Below are 17,694 nucleotides of genomic sequence, written 5' to 3'. Positions count from 1 at the left end.
AATTGAGCTGTAAAAAGATAGACAGTTTTTTCGGGTTTACAAGACATAAAAAATCAGTACTCGGCATATTCGGCAAAACCTTTTTCAACCAATTCATCGTTTAACGATTGTTCGTTATCGGCCAGGCGAATAATGCCAATGTAGCGGCCAAATTTGCCCACATCCTTATCGGTTTCAACAATCACTTCGTTGTTGTTTTCTCCAATCCTTTCAAGAACGAAAGCTTTGGCTTTTATGCCTTTTTTATATTCTTCAGAATTCTTTTTTACGTTGTAAGTTTCCGGGGTGTTGATTCCACGCAGCCGTATGCGCTGAAAAGTGGTGATTTTAAATCCAAGATCGATGACCAGATCAATCGTATCGCCATCGACTACGCGGTCTACCTTCGCTTTGTATGTATACATGGTTTGTGTGTTATAATTTTGTTTAAGTTATGCAAAAAGCGAATGATAATCAAGTAAAGCAAGCAAAGACATTCATTCTATTTTTCTGCAAATGATGCCGAACGGCTGCTAAAGTTTTATTAATTTCGGAGAAACCATTGACCAATATATGCCAAAAAAAGTAAAATCAGCATCGCTAAGAAATAAACGTATCGCTTTAATTTTAGCCCCACTCATTTCACTCTTAATCATTCTTTTTACCGACCTTGCGCCCGGAAACAGGCAGGTGACATATTGTTTCGCCGTTGCCCTTTTAATGGCGGTTTGGTGGATAACCGAAGCCATTCCACTGGCAGTAACAGCGCTGTTACCGGTGGCCTTATTTCCGCTGTTTGGAGTAGTAGATGGCAAAACCGTTTCATCCATGTATTTTAATCACCTGATCTTCCTGTTTATTGGTGGTTTTTTGATGGCTTTTGCCATGGAACGCTGGAACTTGCACCGGCGGATTGCACTGCGGATCCTTATCCTGTTTGGCATCAGCCCGGGAAGAATTCTTTTGGGATTTATGCTGGCCACATCTTTTCTGTCGATGTGGATGTCGAATACAGCCACAGCCATGATGATGGTACCGATCGCACTTTCAATTATTATGAAACTGGAAGAAGCGTTGGGAGAGAAAAACACACAAAAGTATTCCATCGGATTATTGCTGGGAATCGCTTATTCCGCTTCAATAGGTGGTGTTGCTACGCTTGTAGGTACTCCTCCAAATTTGTCGTTTGCCCGGATCGTAAACATCATCTTTCCCGAAATGACGGACATTTCATTTGCCGACTGGTTTATCTTTGCACTCCCGGTAACCATACTGTTGTTTGTAGCTTCCTGGTTGCTGCTTTTTCTGATGTACAAGCCCAAAAAAAGCTGGAAGAACATTCAACTCGATGATTTTAGAAAAGAATATACAGCGTTGGGCAAAGCCAAACCCGAAGAAAAAATTGTATTGATCCTGTTTGCTATGCTGGCCACGCTCTGGATCTTTCGATCGGGATTTAATATTCAGTCGTTTGTAATTCCCGGCTGGGCAAATCTTTTTGAGGATCCTTCGTACATTAATGATGGCACTGTGGCTATTTTTATTGCCATTTTGCTGTTTATTATTCCGTCTAAATCAAAGGAAGGCGAACGTTTAATGAATTGGCAAACAGCCCGAAAAATTCCCTGGAACATTGTTTTGCTTTTTGGAGGTGGTTTTGCGCTGGCGCAGGGATTTGTCGAGTCAGGATTATCCGAATGGTTTGGCGAACAACTGGCCGATTTGGCCAATGTTGAGCCCATCGTTCTTACCTTTGCCAATGTTACGATGATGTCGTTCTTAACGGAATTAACCTCCAATACAGCCACAACTGAAATGATCCTTCCAATTTTGGCCGGATTGTCTGTGACCATAAAAATCAATCCGCTTTTACTAATGATTCCCGCAACACTGGCAGCTTCACTGGCTTTTATGTTACCGGTAGCTACTCCTCCAAATGCTATCATATTCGGTACCAACCGTATACGGGTAAAAGATATGGTGAGAACAGGAATCCTGCTCAATATTACAGGGATTATAATTGCAACTCTGGTGATGTATTTCTGGGGTACAATGGTATTTGATATTGATGTATCTGCTTTCCCGGATTGGGCTGCCAATGTAAAAAGTCCATGATTTTCGTCAGTAATTCGGAAACGAATTACAAATCTTTGAAAATAAATTAATAAGTTTAAAGCGAATTTCTGATAATATCAAAAATAAATCATAAAAGTTAAATCATGAGTACAAACCGTAGAACTTTCTTAAAGCACATTGGTGTTGGTGCCGGTGTTGCTGCTACCACTCCGTTAATGGGTGCCTGCAATCCTTCGACAAATGAAGAAGAAAAAGTAAAATTTATTCGGGAATCAGCCGAACGTGTTCCGGCCATGAATTTTAACATGTGTGGATACGCCGCTCCAAAACTCGATAAAGTTCGGGTAGGTTTTGTTGGAATTGGCGACCGCGGTTCGGGTGCCGTAAAGCGAATGACTTACATCGATGGTGTTGAGATTGTGGCACTGTGCGATATCCGTCAGGCGGCAGTTGACGGTGCACAGAAAATTCTGGAAGATGCCGGGCTGCCTAAAGCCAAAGAGTATGTAGGTTCGGAAACTGAATTTAAACGCCTTGCAGCCGATGGAGTTTGCGACCTGATTTACACGGCAACGCCCTGGGAATGGCACGTGCCTGTAGGAATTGCTGCCATGGAAGGTGGTGCTCATGCCGCACTTGAAGTATCGGCAGCAAAAACCATGGATGAATGCTGGCAAATGGTGGAGACTTCGGAGCGTACCAAAAAGCACTGTGTAATTTTGGAGAACTGTTGTTACGACTTTTTTGAACTACTTACCTTGAACATGGTCCGTCAGGGAGTCTTTGGCGATCTGATCCATGGTGAGGGAGCGTATATCCACGACCTGGATTACTGGCACTTCAATAAACCACAGGATGAAAAGATGACCGATGGTGCCTACCAGGGAATGTGGCGTTTGCACGAAAACAGAAGAAAAGCTAATGTATATCCAACCCACGGTTTAGGCCCGATTTGTCAGGCGATGAACATCAATCGTGGTGATAAAATGGATTATCTTACTGCAATGATGGGCGACGATTTTACACTTGCAAAACGTATCGAGGAAAAAGCAAAAGAAGATCCTTTCTTCGAACAGTTCGTAGGTTGGGATATGCGCGGAAACATGGATATGCAAATGATCCGCACCGCAAAAGGAAGAACGATCATGATTCAGCACGATGTTTCTTCTCCTCGTCCGTATTCTCGTATTCACCAGTTGAGTGGTACCAAATGTTTTGCTCAGAAATATCCGATTCAACAAATTGCCTTTGGGCACCAGGTAGCTGATGAGGCAAAAATGAAAGAACTCGAAGAAAAATATACACCCGAAATTGTAAGAAGGGTAGGCGAGATGGCCAAACAGGTGGGAGGTCACGGTGGCATGGATTTTATCATGGACTGGCGCCTGATCGACTTATTGCGCAACGGTCTTCCGATGGATATGGATGTTTACGATGCTGCAGCCTGGAGTTCGATTACGCCGCTTAGCGAGTGGTCGATTGCCAACGGCTCGAAACCTATCGATATTCCTGATTTTACCCGCGGTGCATGGAAGACAAATAAACCGCTCGATTTGAGCATGAACGAAGGCGGAACAACCGGTGTTCGCAACCTGGTTGATGCCAATTCAGAAGGACAGTTAAACGTACATTAGTTTTTTTTCATAGAATAGAATGGAGGCCGTTTCTTTTGGGGAACGGCTTTTTCTTGTTTGAGAATCTGAAGGATTCCTGGAGTCAGTTTTAACGAGAACTAATCTCCCTCACAACATTTATTCTGGATAGTTTCATGGTACCGGTACAGCCGTATTTGTCCGAATTAACCATTTTATCACTTAATTATACCACCTTGTCGGAAAAACATTGAAAACTGCTCCGTGATATTCTTCTTTTGGGAAGTATTAATTCTAAATTTATCACGATGAAAATATTACTAACCTTTTTATTTTCTTTTTTAATTGCTGAAAGTTGCTTCAGTAGTAATACCGAAGAAAAATTACCTGAAATTCCCTGGAGGGCTATTGCTGAAACATGCAGGGATGAAATTGTTAATAATTGGAATGGTATGATAAATGTTAAGCTTTTTGGTAATTACGATTCCACAGATGTCAGGATGGTTGAACATTCAATCAAAGAACTAAATCCTTTACTCGGAACAATTAATTTAGTCCTTTCAGGTTATGATCGGGGAAATATTGAAATATATTTTTTAGACAGCACTAATTTTTATAAATATAAAAGCATCATAACGCTGAACGGTTCAGAACAATCAACGTGGCGTTCTTCTTTTAATACTACCAGAGAAGGTAGGCAGCCTGCACAGGTAAGCATGGCTGTTAATACAGGATTAGTCCCGACGGAGTACAGACAGAATTTTCTTACAAATAACCTGGCTTTTTCTCTGTTCCCTTACTATTGGAATGACATTGAGTGGAAAAAAAATAATCGTACAGCCGATGGTTTACCTCCAAGCATATTTCGGGCAACTGACGTTGGCGAGCGGAAACAACTTTTCTACAAGGCCTTACCGGAGTTTGATCAAAAAATATTAAGCACTGTTTATTCGCCTGATTTTAAAGCTAAACTGGCTGTCGCAAAAGAACAATATAAGACTTATCACATTTCAGAATGGTTAAGAAGATATGCGCGTCAATTTATACTTCTGCCTTCTGGTATACTGTTTTTACTCATGTTATTTGTATTTCTTAAAATTTCAAAAGCAATTGAAAAAGGAGTGACCAATCAATTATTCCGTTTAAATCTGAATGGCGTTATTGGCTTGCTTATGATTGCCATATTGGTGAGTGCTTATTTGGTCGTTTCAGATTCGATCCGGTGGTATAAAGTCATAAAACCAAATGATTTTTTAATAAACTTTCGGAATATTAGTTTGGCGGTGTTAATAGTCGGATTGCCAGCTATCAACATGCTAAGGGTGGTAGAGAAACAAATTCATAGAAATACCCATAAAAAAGTGCTAAAGACTGTCTTAATATTTTTATCCACCGGATTAATTCCATTTAGTGCGTATTTGGCAATTACGGCCTTATTTAAAAGAAATGACTCTCCGTTTATAACCAAGGATGAAATCGAATTTATTTCATTTGTTTTTATGATAATTATGATTATTGCGGCATTCAGGGCTTTAATCAGTTACTTCTTTTTTAAGGAGAAAGACCTTGTTATCGAAAATGAAACAAAACTGATTCATTTACGCGAACTAAAAACCAAAGCAGAATTAAATGCCTTGCACTCAAGAATCAATCCCCATTTTCTGTATAATTCATTGAACTCAATTGCCGGATTGGCGCATACAAATGCCGATCAGACCGAACACATGGCGCTTTCATTGTCGAAGCTGTTCCGGTATTCCATCAACAAAGAAAAATCGGATTGGACAACATTTCATGAAGAACTGGAAATGGTGAAAATTTATCTTGATGTTGAAAAAGTCCGTTTTGACGACCGGCTGGTTTATTCAATAGAAATTGCCGAAGAGATGAAAGAACTAAAGATTCCGCGTTTCATCATTCAGCCACTGGCCGAGAATGCTGTGAAGCATGGCATTTCACAATCGGTGGAAGGTGGTGAAATAAAGATCAAAATTCAGAAAGACAAAAAAGATATTTTGATAACAGTAGAAGATTCGGGAAAAGAATTTCCACAGGATTTAACGCCGGGATTCGGGTTACAGAGTATTTACGACAAACTGGAAATTTTATACGGAGATAAGTTTGAATTAAGTTTCACAAACAGCCCTGTAAAGCAGGTTAGCCTAAAACTTAAATAAATGAGACGCTTTACAACATTGATAATTGATGATGAGCAAATTGCAAGGCAGCGATTAAAGAGACTATTATCTGGTTTCGATACAATTTTTGAGCTAACTGTTGAAGCCCGAAATGGGGAAGAGGGGCTGGCAGCTATAAATCAACTAAAACCCGACGTGGTATTTCTGGATATACAAATGCCCGGGAAAAATGGTTTCGAGATGCTCCATGAACTGGAATATGTTCCGATTATAATTTTTTGCACCGCTTATGAAGAATACGCTGTGAAAGCATTTGAAACTGTGGCTTTAGATTATTTGATAAAGCCGGTAGAGAAGGAGAGGCTAATGTTAACGATCGACAAACTAAAGAGTGTTGAGAGTAAGAATATGAGTCGCAAGATAGCAGAGCTGCTTGATTATGTACATGAAAACAAGGAGTCAAAGGTTTTGCAGTCGATCCCCCATAAAATAGGAGATAGGGTGATCCTGGTAAAACCGGATAAAATTACCTATTTTGAGGCCAGCGACAAGTATGTCGATTTTTATACCAGCGATGGTAAACGATACATGACAGAGATGAGCCTTAAAAAACTGGAAGAGCGTTTAGAAAGCAATTTTATGCGTGTTCAACGGGGGATAATAGTCAACTCTAATTACGTTTCCGAAGTTCGGAAATATTTCAGAGGGAAGTATATTTTGATTCTTGACGATCAGGGTCGGACTAAAATAGAAACAGGGCGATCGTTTGCTGTAAGCATTCGCCAGCTACTTGAATAGTGACTAAATATTTTGTTTCACGTGAGTTTATCCGGTTTATTTCAAATTTGTATTGAATAATTTCCTATTTCCGTTCATATCACCCAGCGATCCGGGGCCGTTGATACAGCCACCTTCACAAGTCATAACTTCGATAAAATCGGCCGGTGCTTTTCCGCGCGAATAAGCTTTTAGCAAGCCCAGCGCTTTTTTATCAATGCCATTTATGGCCATTTCATTGATTTTCAACTCTGGACGTTCGGCTTTTACTGCCGCAGCCACACCACCCGAAAGCGCAAATCCGCGGTCGAGTGTTTTTACATTGTTTCGCCCATCGTTATCATGTAAAGTGCCCAGGTCGATCTCTAAAGCAACAATCATGGCATTCAATTCTTCAAATGACATCACCAGATCGACTTTATTGTTCTTTTTGGCTTCTTTACGTTTACCGATACATGGGCCGATAAACACCACTTTGGTTTCCGGATGTTTTTCACGTGCCATATCGGCAGCATACATCATCGGCGAAGGCGTTTCCGAAACAAAAGGCTTCATCGCAGGAACGTGTTTTTCAACGGTCTCAACATAACTCGGGCAACAACTTGTGGTCATATATGCCTGTCCGGCTTTCATTCGCTCTACAAATTCGGCACTTTCGTGCTCAACGGTTTTACGTGCACCATCGGCAACTTCAATAACTTCGTTAAAACCAATTTCTTTTAGCAGGTTCTCAATCTGTCCGGTGGTAAGGTCAAACTGGCCGTGAATCGATGGTGCAAACAGCGCAGTCAGGTGCTCTTCTTTACGAATCGACATCAAAATATCAACCAACTGGCTTACTTCGAATATACTTCCAAAAGGACAGGCCATCAAACATTTTCCGCAGTAGATACACTTATCGTCATCAATACGTTCCACGCCGTTTTCATCTTTCGAAATGGCACCCACTGGACAGGCAGCCTCGCAAGGAATAGGAACGTGAATGATAGCGTGGTACTGGCACTGCTGTTTACAAATTCCGCAGTTAATGCATTTTGCAGGATCTATTTTTGCTTGTCCGTCGACCATGCTAACTGCGTCTTTCGGACAATTCATAATGCACGGACGAGCCACACATCCCCGGCAAAGGTTACTAACCACATATTGGGCTTTAACACAACTGGTACAGGCTTCGTCAACTACAGTTAGTATTTCGTCTTTTACTTTGTCGCGCGAAATGGCGGAAGCAGCATAATTACTCAAAGGCGTTAACTCGTCCTGCTCATCATCCATGGTAAAACCGAGTAGCGGAAACATTTTATACTTGATAACTGCACGTTCTTTATGAATGCAGCAACGAAGTTGTGCTTCCCTGTTTTTGGGACGCATCTCAAGCGGAATGCGATCGATTTTATCTACCAGATCACCATTGGCAAACAGTTTCACAATTTGTCGTAGTAAATCACGCCGTATAATGTGTGTATTGCTTGTATAACCCATAACTGCCTGTTTAATTGACAGCGCAAAAGTACGTCTTTTAAAAATTTGCGCTGACAAAAAGTAACTGTTTGGTAAGTGGTATTAAGGTAGGCTTAATACCGAAAAACATACCCAAAAGTCCTTAAATAGGGCGATTCAGAAATATGAGAATTGGTCCTGCAAAAAGTATGCTGTAGTTCTTCTTCAAAGGAGCTTATCTATTAAATGAGCATATGGTAATGAATAAACGGGAATGATTTTGTATATTTAATAAACTGAAAATGATCCTTTAAGCCAATATTGGCTGTTGACTTTTAAAAAACATACAATGCAAATTTTATATCCCTTGATAATTTGACAGTGTTTAACATTGATTTGATTCTATGTCAGATCTTAAAAACATATTGTTTTTATTTTTCATTTTGCTGCTGGTTAGTGCTGCCAGCGGACAGGAAATTGCAGATTCTTCTAAAAATGATGGCTGGTTTAATTATATGCAATTTTCGTACCTGCATGGTCATCATACAGATTTTGAGGGATACAGACAATTGCTGGAAGGCGACTTCAATGGAGTAGGGTTTCGTTTAGGTAAACAATCAAGTGGACGGCAGGCCTGGCAGGTAGTTCATGCTTATCCGAAGTATGGTATTGGGGTTGCTTTCTATGATCTTGGCAGGGACAATGTTGATGAATTGTTTGGGAAACCCATTTCTTATTATCTTTTTTACAGCGAACCGATTTTATCTGTTTCGAATAAGTTTCGGTTAAACGCTGATTTAGAGATTGGTTTAGCAACCGCGTTTCATAAGTATGATCCGGAAAATAATCCTGAACAAAATATAATTGCTGCAAAAAGCAACCTACATGCGAACCTGTCGCTCGAATTGTATTATATGTTAACTGAGCGCATTGACTTGGCATTGGGAATTTCTTTTCTACATTTTAGTTGTGGCCGGATGTCAACACCACAAAAAGGTATTAATATGTTGGGATTTAATTTGAGTTCAACTTATCATTACAACTCTCCACGAAATAAACAGTTTGTTGAAAAACCTTATCGTCGCCCCAATTTTATACTTGCTGAAAAGCCCAAATTTGAGCCTTATTCCGAAATAAGTATTATGGCAGCCGTCGGTAATGTACAAGCTGAACCCGGCAACTGGAAACACAAGAATGGCGATATGGATAGCACCCAAAATGTGGGCCCAAGGTATTTTACAAACAGTGTTACCGTAGATTATGCCTACCAGTTTAACCATAAACTAAAAATAATGGGTGGTATTGATTTCTTCTTCGATCGTTCGGTGGTTAACTACTATAGTACAACCAATCCCGATGCATTGAATTTTAGTGATAAAGCTTTTTACGGAGCACATGCAGGAGTACAATACGTAGTGGGTAAAATTGCCTTGATGTTTAATTACGGAAGGTACATTTACAAACCATTTAAGGAACGCGGGAAATGGTATATGCGCGCCGGAGGAAGGTTTGAGATTTTACCAAAGCTTGACGCTCAGCTCTCGTTAAAAACCCGTGACGAACGAGTTGCCGACTGGATAGAATGGGGGCTGGTATATAAAATGAGGTGGAGAAACCAGAAGAACAGCTTGTCATTTTAGTAAGAGTGTCTGGAAAGTTGCAGTGTTTCTAGCATCGGTATTAAATTCTTCTAAAATGGAATAAGAATGCTGTGAAATATTACCGAATTCTTATATAATTATGTTACATTGTCGTCATTTTATCGATGAATCATTAATCAGAATAGACCTAACTTTTATAAACTGCTGATTATTCGACCTCAGATTTTAAACTTCTCAAAAATGAAAACAAAAATTATCTTACTTGTAGTTCTTGTGCTACTTGCCGCGGTAGTAGTGGGCAATATTATTTACGGAAACAAACTGGCGAAAGAAATTGATGCCGGTCTAAAAGAAAAAATAGCAAACAACGAACTACCTGTTGCTATCGAGTACACTGGAGTGAAGGTAAATCCACTTTTCTCGCAGGTAAAAATTAAAGATATTTCTGTTGGCGCTTTAAATAAGGAGGCAACTTTTAAATGCGAGATGCTCGATATTGATATCCCGTATAAAGAGGCGCAGCGCTGGCTGGAGAGCACTGAATTTGAGGCAATTAATTCGCTGAAAATAAAACTGGTGAAACCCGAGGTGAGAGGGGAAGATGAAAATGTATCTGTGATTTTCGACGATGTTACAGTTGATTTTGACGGTCAGCTTAGTAAAGAGGATTTCGACAACATGGAGACACGTTTCCCCGATAAAAAACAAGAATTGCTTTTATCGTTTTCCGGATTGAAAGTGAAACTGCCGGAGAACACCTATTCCAATCCACCCTTATCGCAATTACAGGAACAGTTGACAAGTATTGATGCAGGAAACTATACACTGGTTTACAATCCTGAATTAAAAGAAATTTATATCCGCGAGTTTTCGATTGAATCTCCGGTTATTTCGTACAAAGGCCATGCTACATTTAAATACGAAGGTGAAGGAGGAAGGGATTTTGAACCCAAAACAGCTGCGATGGAAAGCCGTTTAAGGCTCGAACCTAAACACTTTGAATGGGAAGATGAAAACGGCGGAAAAGGCGAATTTCAACTCGATAAGCTGGTTTTCAATACTAACTCCACAATGTCGTTCGATCAGAAAACCTTTCCGCAGGGAGACATGGATTTAGAAGTAGTAAATCTGAAAATTCAATACGATAATCCGAACACTAACAATGGACAATCGATGATGAGTCTTTCTATGAGCGACCTCGATGTTGAACGCTTCAACTTTAATTATCACCTGGACCGCGAAAAACTGAGTATTACCAATAGCAGGATTAAAAGTTCGCTGCTCGATGCCTATATCAATGCCGATGTTGATATGGACCTTTCAAATCCGGCCAATTCTACTATAAAGGAAGCAAAAGTTACCGTGCATGACTTAGCGCCCGATTTGGAAAAAATGGTAAATGGTTTTGAACAACAAATGGGAAAAGAACTGCCACGCGAAAACGGGGCGATCGTACTTGAATTAAGCGGAAAGTTGGCTCGGCCAACGATTAAAGGTTTTGAGTTTTAGTATAAACTCACATGTTATGCAACTATAAAAAGTTCGAGGATTTTAACAGAGTTTGGTGCCGAAAGGTGAGGAGCTGGTAAAAAAAAATCCTGCCTCAGGCAGGATTTTCATGTAAGCAATATAATAACTAAACTAGTTTTACATTTACTGCGTTCAGCCCTTTTCGGCCTTCTTCCAGATCAAAAGTTACTTCGTCATTTTCCTGAATTTCATCTTTACATCCGTTGGCATGTACGAAATACTCTTTTGTCGATTCTGCGTCTTTAATAAATCCAAATCCTTTGGCGTTATTAAAGAATTTTACTGTTCCTTTATTCATGTTATATAAAAATTAATGGGCGCAAGCTACAACTAATTTTACAATAAATCACAAAATATATATTAAAGCATGTTTTTTGTAGGTTATTGACTTGCGAAACTACCTAGCGCATCTTTCACAAAATTCCGCTTTTGTCTTGAAATTGGAACCGTTGTTGAATCCTTCATCAGCAATTTTCCACCATCTTCTTTCAAAAAGCTTTTAACAAAATGAATATTGATCAGGTGCGATTGATGCGTTCGAATAAATTGGAACGATTGTAATATCTCGGCGTATTCTTTTAATGGTTTACTAACAACGATCTTTGTTTTGTCACGAAGATAGAAGGTGGTATAATTGTCCAAAGCTTCACAACGAATTATCTCGTTTGTTTCTACATAAAATACTTCATTAAAAGTGGGGAGTGCAATTTTAGGAGATTCATTTTGCCCACGTTTTATAAACTCCATAAGATTCTCGATATTCAGGTTCTGCTTTTTTTGGGTAATGCGCTTTTTAGCCTTCTCAACGGCCGTTCGTAAATCGTCGATATCGATTGGTTTTAACAGATAATCGAGTGCCGAAAATTTAATCGCCTGAATTCCGTATTTGTCGTAGGCGGTAACAAATATGATCTCGAAGTTGATTTCCTGAAACATTTTAAGCAGATCGAACCCTGATTTCCCGGGCATTTGAATATCCAGAAAAATAAGATCGGGTTGATGCAAATTAATTTTCCGGAAAGCATCGTCAGCGTTGGTAGCTACGTCAACTACACGAAACTCATTGCAGCACTTTTTTAAAATACCCTGAAGATTTTCGATATTGTTTAACTCGTCATCGACGATAACACATTTAATATCCATAATTGTAAACCGCTAAAACCAACTCTTTAAAATTAATACGATTTTAGTACCGGACGAAGCGGATTCTATTTTTAATTCAAATTGATGGTCGTACAATTGATTCAGAAGTTTAATTCTTTCTTTTACCAGTTTTATTCCCAAAGAGTTTTCACCAATTGCTTCTTCCGAAAATCCGCTACCGTTATCCGTAATCTGCATCAGCAAATTATTTTCATCCCGCTTAAGCTCAAGTTCTATTTTTCCGTCCTTACCAAGTGGTGCCACACCATGTTTAACCGCATTTTCGATAAAGGGATGTAAAAGCATAGCCGGAACTTCGGTGTTTGCTTTATTAATGGCATCATCGGTTTTAATTCTGAAACTGAAGTTAAAACGCAACTGTTCCATGTATAAATACTCTTCCAGAATAAGCAGCTCATCTTCGAGGCTGATCATTTCTTCGTCACCCGCGTCAAGTACTTGCCGTGTGAGTTTCGAGAATTTACCAAGGAACAGATTGGCCTCTTCCACCTCATTTTTGTTCATCAGGTTTTGAATGGAGCTTAAGGCATTAAACATGAAATGCGGATTTAACTGCGCTTGTATCGCTTTTAGTTTTAAATCGATTAGTTGTTTTTGCCGGCTTAGTTTGGCTCTTTTTCTTTTATTTACCAGGTAATACACTAAAAAAACGAGGGCGAACAAAAGTATAATAGCTGCCCCAAAATAAACCACTTGAAGCAAGGTAAAACTCTGGACTTCCACTGGGGAGGAAAGCACTTCAAATTTAAAATGTAATTTTTGATCTTCTTTATTCCGATTTATCCCAATACGATGAATCGTTAATTCATATTTCCCTGGCTCCTTAAAAAATTTTGAAGAGAAATCGTAATAATTGCCCAATATCTCGTAATCTAAGTATTCCACAGAGATTCTGGAAGCTATTTCCTTTTTTAAAAATATTGCGTAGGGTACGGTTTCATGATTTTCGAAGTAAAAACGAAAATTATCAATACTGTCAACCGGGAAAGCAAGATTGAGTGGCATACCTGATTTCGGATCGAATTGTGAGACCCAACCCCGGTTTAATTTTGAAAAGTTCAGGTTGAATTTATCTTTGTTTGTAAGGACGCTAATTTGGGTGACTCTGGGTGTGAAATCGACCCGCCAGTCGAATATAATTCCATCGCGAATCGAATAGTCGTTTTTATTTACCACTTCAACCAAAATCTGATCTCCGGGAGAATTGTAGGTTCCCAGGTTGGCGAAAGGCCTTTCTACGCCGTATCTTTTTTCGAGATTTGATACCGAAACCGAAGTCCATGGGATGATTTCAACACTGTCGTTTTTTACCACATGGTATTTGTAATCCTTATAGTTGTCGGAAGTAATACCGGCCGCAATTATTTTTACATCGCTACTGTCTGAAATAACATAGCAAACAAAGTCTTTTGTATACGACTTTACATCAGACGTGTGGAAGTTTGTAAGTTCATGATTCAACAACACGCCAAGCATTATTGGGCTACGAAATTTGGCATCACGTTCGAGTTTTTTATATTCAGTAAAACCATAAACACCATTAATGTTGTTTGTGTCTGCATTATAATATCCCTTTTGCCTTAGCATAAATCGACTGTCGGTACGCTCCATTGCAAATTTTACGGTCGGTCGGTAAGTTTGTGAAAGTGCTTTTTGCTTGCTGTACAAAGTTGACAGGATAATAAAAACTATGGCAATTGTTGACTTTCTCATTGGTTTCGTTTTTATTTTGTGAACTACATTTTACGTCTTTCTCTTTTTTTACATGTACCACAATGATCACTTGAATGTGGCGGTGATAACTGCCATATTACAATGTGTTAACGTGCGTATTTAATTAAGTTTTATGTTTTCTTCTAATGTCGAAACAAATTTACCTAGTCTTAAATCATTTTCTTTTGCGACAATTTTGCCATCAGGGTCAATAAAATACAGAGTAGGATAATGTGTAATGTTGTATTCTTTCTGAATTAGTTTTTCCTCTCCATCAGCCACAATAGTCCACTTAATATTATTTTCTTTTAAGAAGATTTCAAGTTCATGCGGTAAATTATTTGCTACACCAACAATCTCAAACTCATTACCACCATATCTCTTGTAAATATCAATGTAATAGTCTTTCATCTCCTGAATACAAGGTCCGCAATTTGTCGCCCAAAAATCTAAAAGGACATATTTTCCCTTATAATCTGATGGAAAATTAATGGAATCTCCGGAACAGGATTTGGCTTTAAATGCTAATGGCGGCATACCAATTTGAGTACTCCCATTTGTGAGTGCTTCATCATCCTTTGTTAAAAATATTTTTGATCCATCGGTGCTACAGTTAAATTTGTAATAATGATTGCCGAGTTTAACATATTCTCCCACGTCATATGTATTGCTTTGTCTACTGATTGATTGAGTTAGAGTAAAAGTTGTACCACCTGTATAAAGACAAAAACCAGAAGGGCGAACTTCAATATTGTAGTTAACAGAGTCGAATTGGAATGAGGCTGACGTTTTTTCGCAGAATTTTATCCACATGCGACCACTAAATTCATCAAAGGCAACCCATGTAGAATCTTTTTGAATCTCTTTATTGACAACCTTCTCGTATAATATTTTATATGGTTGATGTTCCTTATTCTTTTTATTTAAAGAATTACGTTTTGAAGTTTCAAATAAAACTTCATCGCTTAAATCATAATCATTATTGGAATCAAATAGAAAATACTTCCGACCTGTTTTTGATTGTCCTGTTGCAATAATTGCATATGTTTTAACATACTCTGGAATACAGTCTGCTGTATCAGCCCCCCATGCATTATAATAGTAATCAAAATCATTTTTGTGAACGACTCCTGCTTTGTATGACTGATATAAAGCCTGGATATTATTGAACCAACTATAGTAATACTTTATATTTGCTAATGAATCAGGCATGCCTTTTACTTCAGGGAAAACATTATCCCAAAATCTACCGTCTTTAGTACTCATGCCAAAAAATATTGAATGATCATCAATTGGGATACTTTGTTTGATGGCATTTAATTCAATACGCCTATCAAAGTCCGTATAAACTCTTTTTTGTTTCCTATATCCAACTGAAAAAGAAATCAATAGGCTAATCAAAATTAAATTGTATTGTTTCATTTTTGGTTTTTTTTATGCATGTTAATGATCACGTGTAAGTTGTCGTTGCCGATTTCAAAGTACGTAAATGTTCGGTAGGCGATACGGCTGAAAAATAATCAACGGCATCGCTCTGCACCAGCCCCGCGATGCAATAACCATTTTGTGTGTTGTCCTATTTTAAGAGCCCATTATTGAAAATTAGTCCTTCACCTTTTTCCAAATTTCATCGAGGTCATTGTTAGTCCCTTTAATAAACATGTAGTCCTTTTTTATTTCTATGGTAAATGAATTCATTTTGTTAAGATAACCTCTGAAATTTGCATTGGTGTATTGAATAGATTCATTGTAAACACCATTTTCCACCGTAAATGTCCCATTAATTACGCCAAGTATTTGTTGGCTTTTATTAGTGAAATCCATAACCATAAATGTTTCTTTGGTTATTAACTTGTATCTCGACATGTCTTCCGAATCGTAAAGATTTGTCGTTACCGTACCATCAGGATTACAGAGCTGCCATGTGCCTATTAATTTTTCCTGAATGCTGGGCTGATTATTACAAGCTACAAGAAATACGATACAACCCAAAATAACAGGAATAGTTAAAATTTTCAGTTTTTTCATTTTGTCAGTTTTTAAGTTAAATAAATCAATTATACTTTGTTGATAGGTTCGAGTTGTTTACCAAAAGATGAACAACTCCAACGGTTTTTTAAGTTCTGTTTTTGTAAGAAGTACAACGATTCTAATTTGTTGATATTGTAGGTATTATCAGGTTCGATTCATTTGCTTTTTATCAAAACTAAGTAAAAAGTTAAGTTATTAAAAGACCAACTGAGAATTTGGCAGGAATGAAAAAGTATTTGGTTGACGCAGCACATAATATTGTTAAAATGGCGACATAAAAAAAAAGCCACTCTCCGTCAGGAAAGTGGCTTTGAAATATCTAAGTTTAAAACTTCGATTTTGCTCCCCTTTAGGGGAGATCCCGATTTATCGGGAGAGGGGTTTACGATCCAAAGTCGTCGAACAGTACGTTTTCGTCCGGTACGCCCAGATCGTAAAGCATTTTCTGAACGGCGTCGTTCATCATTGGCGGGCCGCACATGTAGAAATCGATTTCTTCGGGTTCTTCGTGCTGGCTCAGGTAATTGTCGTAAATCACCTGGTGAACAAATCCGGTTTTGTAAGTAACATCAGCTTCATCGGCCGCCGGATCAGGACGGTCGAGCGCGAGATGAAACTCAAAATTCGGGAATTTCTTTTCGATTTCGCGGAACTGATCGTAGTAAAATACTTCTTTCCACGAACGTGCACCGTACCAAAAAGTAATTTTCTTATCCTTCTCTTTTAGCGTATGGAACAGATGGAAAAGGTGCGAACGCATCGGAGCCATTCCGGCACCACCACCAACAAACATCATTTCGTTGTCGTTGTCTTTCAGGAAGAACTCTCCGTATGGACCTGAAACCGTCACTTTGTCGCCAGGTTTAAGGTTAAAGATATACGAAGAACAAATACCCGGATTTACCTTTTTAAACCCATTGCTTGCACGATCCCAGGGTGGGGTGGCAATACGAATGTTCAGCATTACAATGTTTCCTTCGGCAGGGTGATTGGCCATCGAATAAGCACGGAATGTTGGTTCCGGGTTTTTCATTTTAAGATCAAACATGCCAAATTTTTCCCACTCTTCGCGGTACTCTTCTGCAATGTCCATGTCTTTAAAATCAACATCGACCTTTGGTACATCTATCTGAATATAACCACCCGATTTAAAATCGAGGTTTTCGCCTTCAGGCAATTTTACCACAAATTCCTTGATAAAAGTAGCTACGTTGTCGTTCGAAACCACTTCGCATTCCCATTTCTTAACACCAAGTACTTCCTGCGGAATTTTTATTTTAAGGTCTTCTTTTACTTTTACCTGGCAAGCCAGTCGCCAGTTTTCATTCTGTTCCTTACGGGTAAAGAAACCGGTTTCGGTGGGAAGAATAGAACCTCCGCCTTCCTCAACCTGGCAACGACACATGGCACAGGTACCACCACCACCACACGCCGATGGAAGCAGAATTTTGTTGTTACCAAGTGTTGACAGCAAGGTGTTTCCGGGATCAGTTTCCACATTCAGGTCGCCGTCGTTAATGCTTACCGTCACGGTTCCCGAAGGAGTAAGCTTTTTCTTCACGTAAAGCAACATAGCAACCAACAGGATAATAACGCCCAGGAACACGGCTACACTCGCCAGAATTACTGTAGTTTGAGCTGATAATATGATCATTA

Annotated in this window: 14 protein-coding genes; 6 read left to right on the top strand and 8 right to left on the bottom strand. The window is 39.0% G+C overall.

The genetic code is table 11. From position 1 onward, the window contains the following. Positions 1 to 53: 53 nt before the first annotated feature. Positions 54 to 404 (bottom strand): thermonuclease family protein, encoded by a 351-nt coding sequence (locus WFY05_RS10735; protein ID WP_340112841.1) that lies wholly within the window; start codon positions 402 to 404, stop codon positions 54 to 56. Positions 405 to 552: 148 nt separating this feature from the next. Here WFY05_RS10735 and WFY05_RS10730 point away from each other — a divergent pair, with 148 nt between their 5' ends. The 4 genes from WFY05_RS10730 (at position 553) to WFY05_RS10715 (ending at position 6,583) form a co-directional block, all read left to right on the top strand. Then, on the top strand, positions 553 to 2,094 hold the full coding sequence (locus WFY05_RS10730) for an SLC13 family permease (protein ID WP_340112840.1): 1,542 nt from the start codon (positions 553 to 555) through the stop codon (positions 2,092 to 2,094). Between the two features lie 104 nt (positions 2,095 to 2,198). Further along, entirely contained in the window at positions 2,199 to 3,689 is a 1,491-nt protein-coding gene (locus tag WFY05_RS10725) for a Gfo/Idh/MocA family protein (RefSeq protein ID WP_340112839.1), read from the top strand. 266 nt (positions 3,690 to 3,955) lie between these two features. Further along, entirely contained in the window at positions 3,956 to 5,824 is a 1,869-nt protein-coding gene (locus WFY05_RS10720) for a sensor histidine kinase (RefSeq protein WP_340112838.1), read from the top strand. Further along, a complete protein-coding gene (locus tag WFY05_RS10715) occupies positions 5,825 to 6,583 on the top strand; it encodes a LytR/AlgR family response regulator transcription factor (RefSeq protein WP_340112837.1) in 759 nt (252 codons plus the stop codon). A gap of 36 nt (positions 6,584 to 6,619) precedes the next feature. On the opposite strand, the gene WFY05_RS10710 is transcribed toward WFY05_RS10715, so the two are convergent. Next, positions 6,620 to 8,041: a monomeric [FeFe] hydrogenase gene (locus tag WFY05_RS10710; protein ID WP_340112836.1), complete on the bottom strand. Its 1,422-nt coding sequence runs from the start codon at positions 8,039 to 8,041 to the stop codon at positions 6,620 to 6,622. A 362-nt stretch (positions 8,042 to 8,403) separates the two neighbouring features. Here WFY05_RS10710 and WFY05_RS10705 point away from each other — a divergent pair, with 362 nt between their 5' ends. Together WFY05_RS10705 and WFY05_RS10700 are read left to right on the top strand one after the other, a co-directional pair. Continuing rightward, complete coding sequence (locus WFY05_RS10705; protein ID WP_340112835.1) at positions 8,404 to 9,639, top strand: hypothetical protein; 1,236 nt, start codon at positions 8,404 to 8,406, stop codon at positions 9,637 to 9,639. A gap of 201 nt (positions 9,640 to 9,840) precedes the next feature. Next, positions 9,841 to 11,109 (top strand): hypothetical protein, encoded by a 1,269-nt coding sequence (locus WFY05_RS10700; RefSeq protein WP_340112834.1) that lies wholly within the window; start codon positions 9,841 to 9,843, stop codon positions 11,107 to 11,109. Between the two features lie 127 nt (positions 11,110 to 11,236). On the opposite strand, the gene WFY05_RS10695 is transcribed toward WFY05_RS10700, so the two are convergent. The 6 genes from WFY05_RS10695 to nqrF all read right to left on the bottom strand — a co-directional run bounded on the left by WFY05_RS10695 (position 11,237) and on the right by nqrF (position 17,692). Then, positions 11,237 to 11,428: a cold-shock protein gene (locus tag WFY05_RS10695; protein WP_340112833.1), complete on the bottom strand. Its 192-nt coding sequence runs from the start codon at positions 11,426 to 11,428 to the stop codon at positions 11,237 to 11,239. Positions 11,429 to 11,511: 83 nt separating this feature from the next. Beyond that, on the bottom strand, positions 11,512 to 12,273 hold the full coding sequence (locus WFY05_RS10690; protein ID WP_340112832.1) for a LytR/AlgR family response regulator transcription factor: 762 nt from the start codon (positions 12,271 to 12,273) through the stop codon (positions 11,512 to 11,514). A gap of 12 nt (positions 12,274 to 12,285) precedes the next feature. Continuing rightward, a complete protein-coding gene (locus WFY05_RS10685) occupies positions 12,286 to 14,007 on the bottom strand; it encodes a sensor histidine kinase (protein WP_340112831.1) in 1,722 nt (573 codons plus the stop codon). Between the two features lie 120 nt (positions 14,008 to 14,127). Next, the gene (locus tag WFY05_RS10680; RefSeq protein WP_340112830.1) at positions 14,128 to 15,429 is read right to left on the bottom strand and encodes a peroxiredoxin family protein; all 1,302 of its coding nucleotides are present in this window, start codon (positions 15,427 to 15,429) and stop codon (positions 14,128 to 14,130) included. A 180-nt stretch (positions 15,430 to 15,609) separates the two neighbouring features. Next, entirely contained in the window at positions 15,610 to 16,035 is a 426-nt protein-coding gene (locus WFY05_RS10675; protein WP_340112829.1) for a DUF4488 domain-containing protein, read from the bottom strand. A 385-nt stretch (positions 16,036 to 16,420) separates the two neighbouring features. Continuing rightward, a complete protein-coding gene (gene nqrF, locus WFY05_RS10670; protein ID WP_340112828.1) occupies positions 16,421 to 17,692 on the bottom strand; it encodes an NADH:ubiquinone reductase (Na(+)-transporting) subunit F in 1,272 nt (423 codons plus the stop codon). Between the last annotated feature and the right edge of the window lie 2 nt (positions 17,693 to 17,694).

The sequence above is a fragment of the Maribellus mangrovi genome (assembly GCF_037646455.1).
GTDB classification, from domain to species: domain Bacteria; phylum Bacteroidota; class Bacteroidia; order Bacteroidales; family Prolixibacteraceae; genus Draconibacterium; species Draconibacterium mangrovi_A.
Note: the sequence above shows the minus strand (reverse complement) of the source record. Positions and strands in the feature narration are given on the sequence as shown.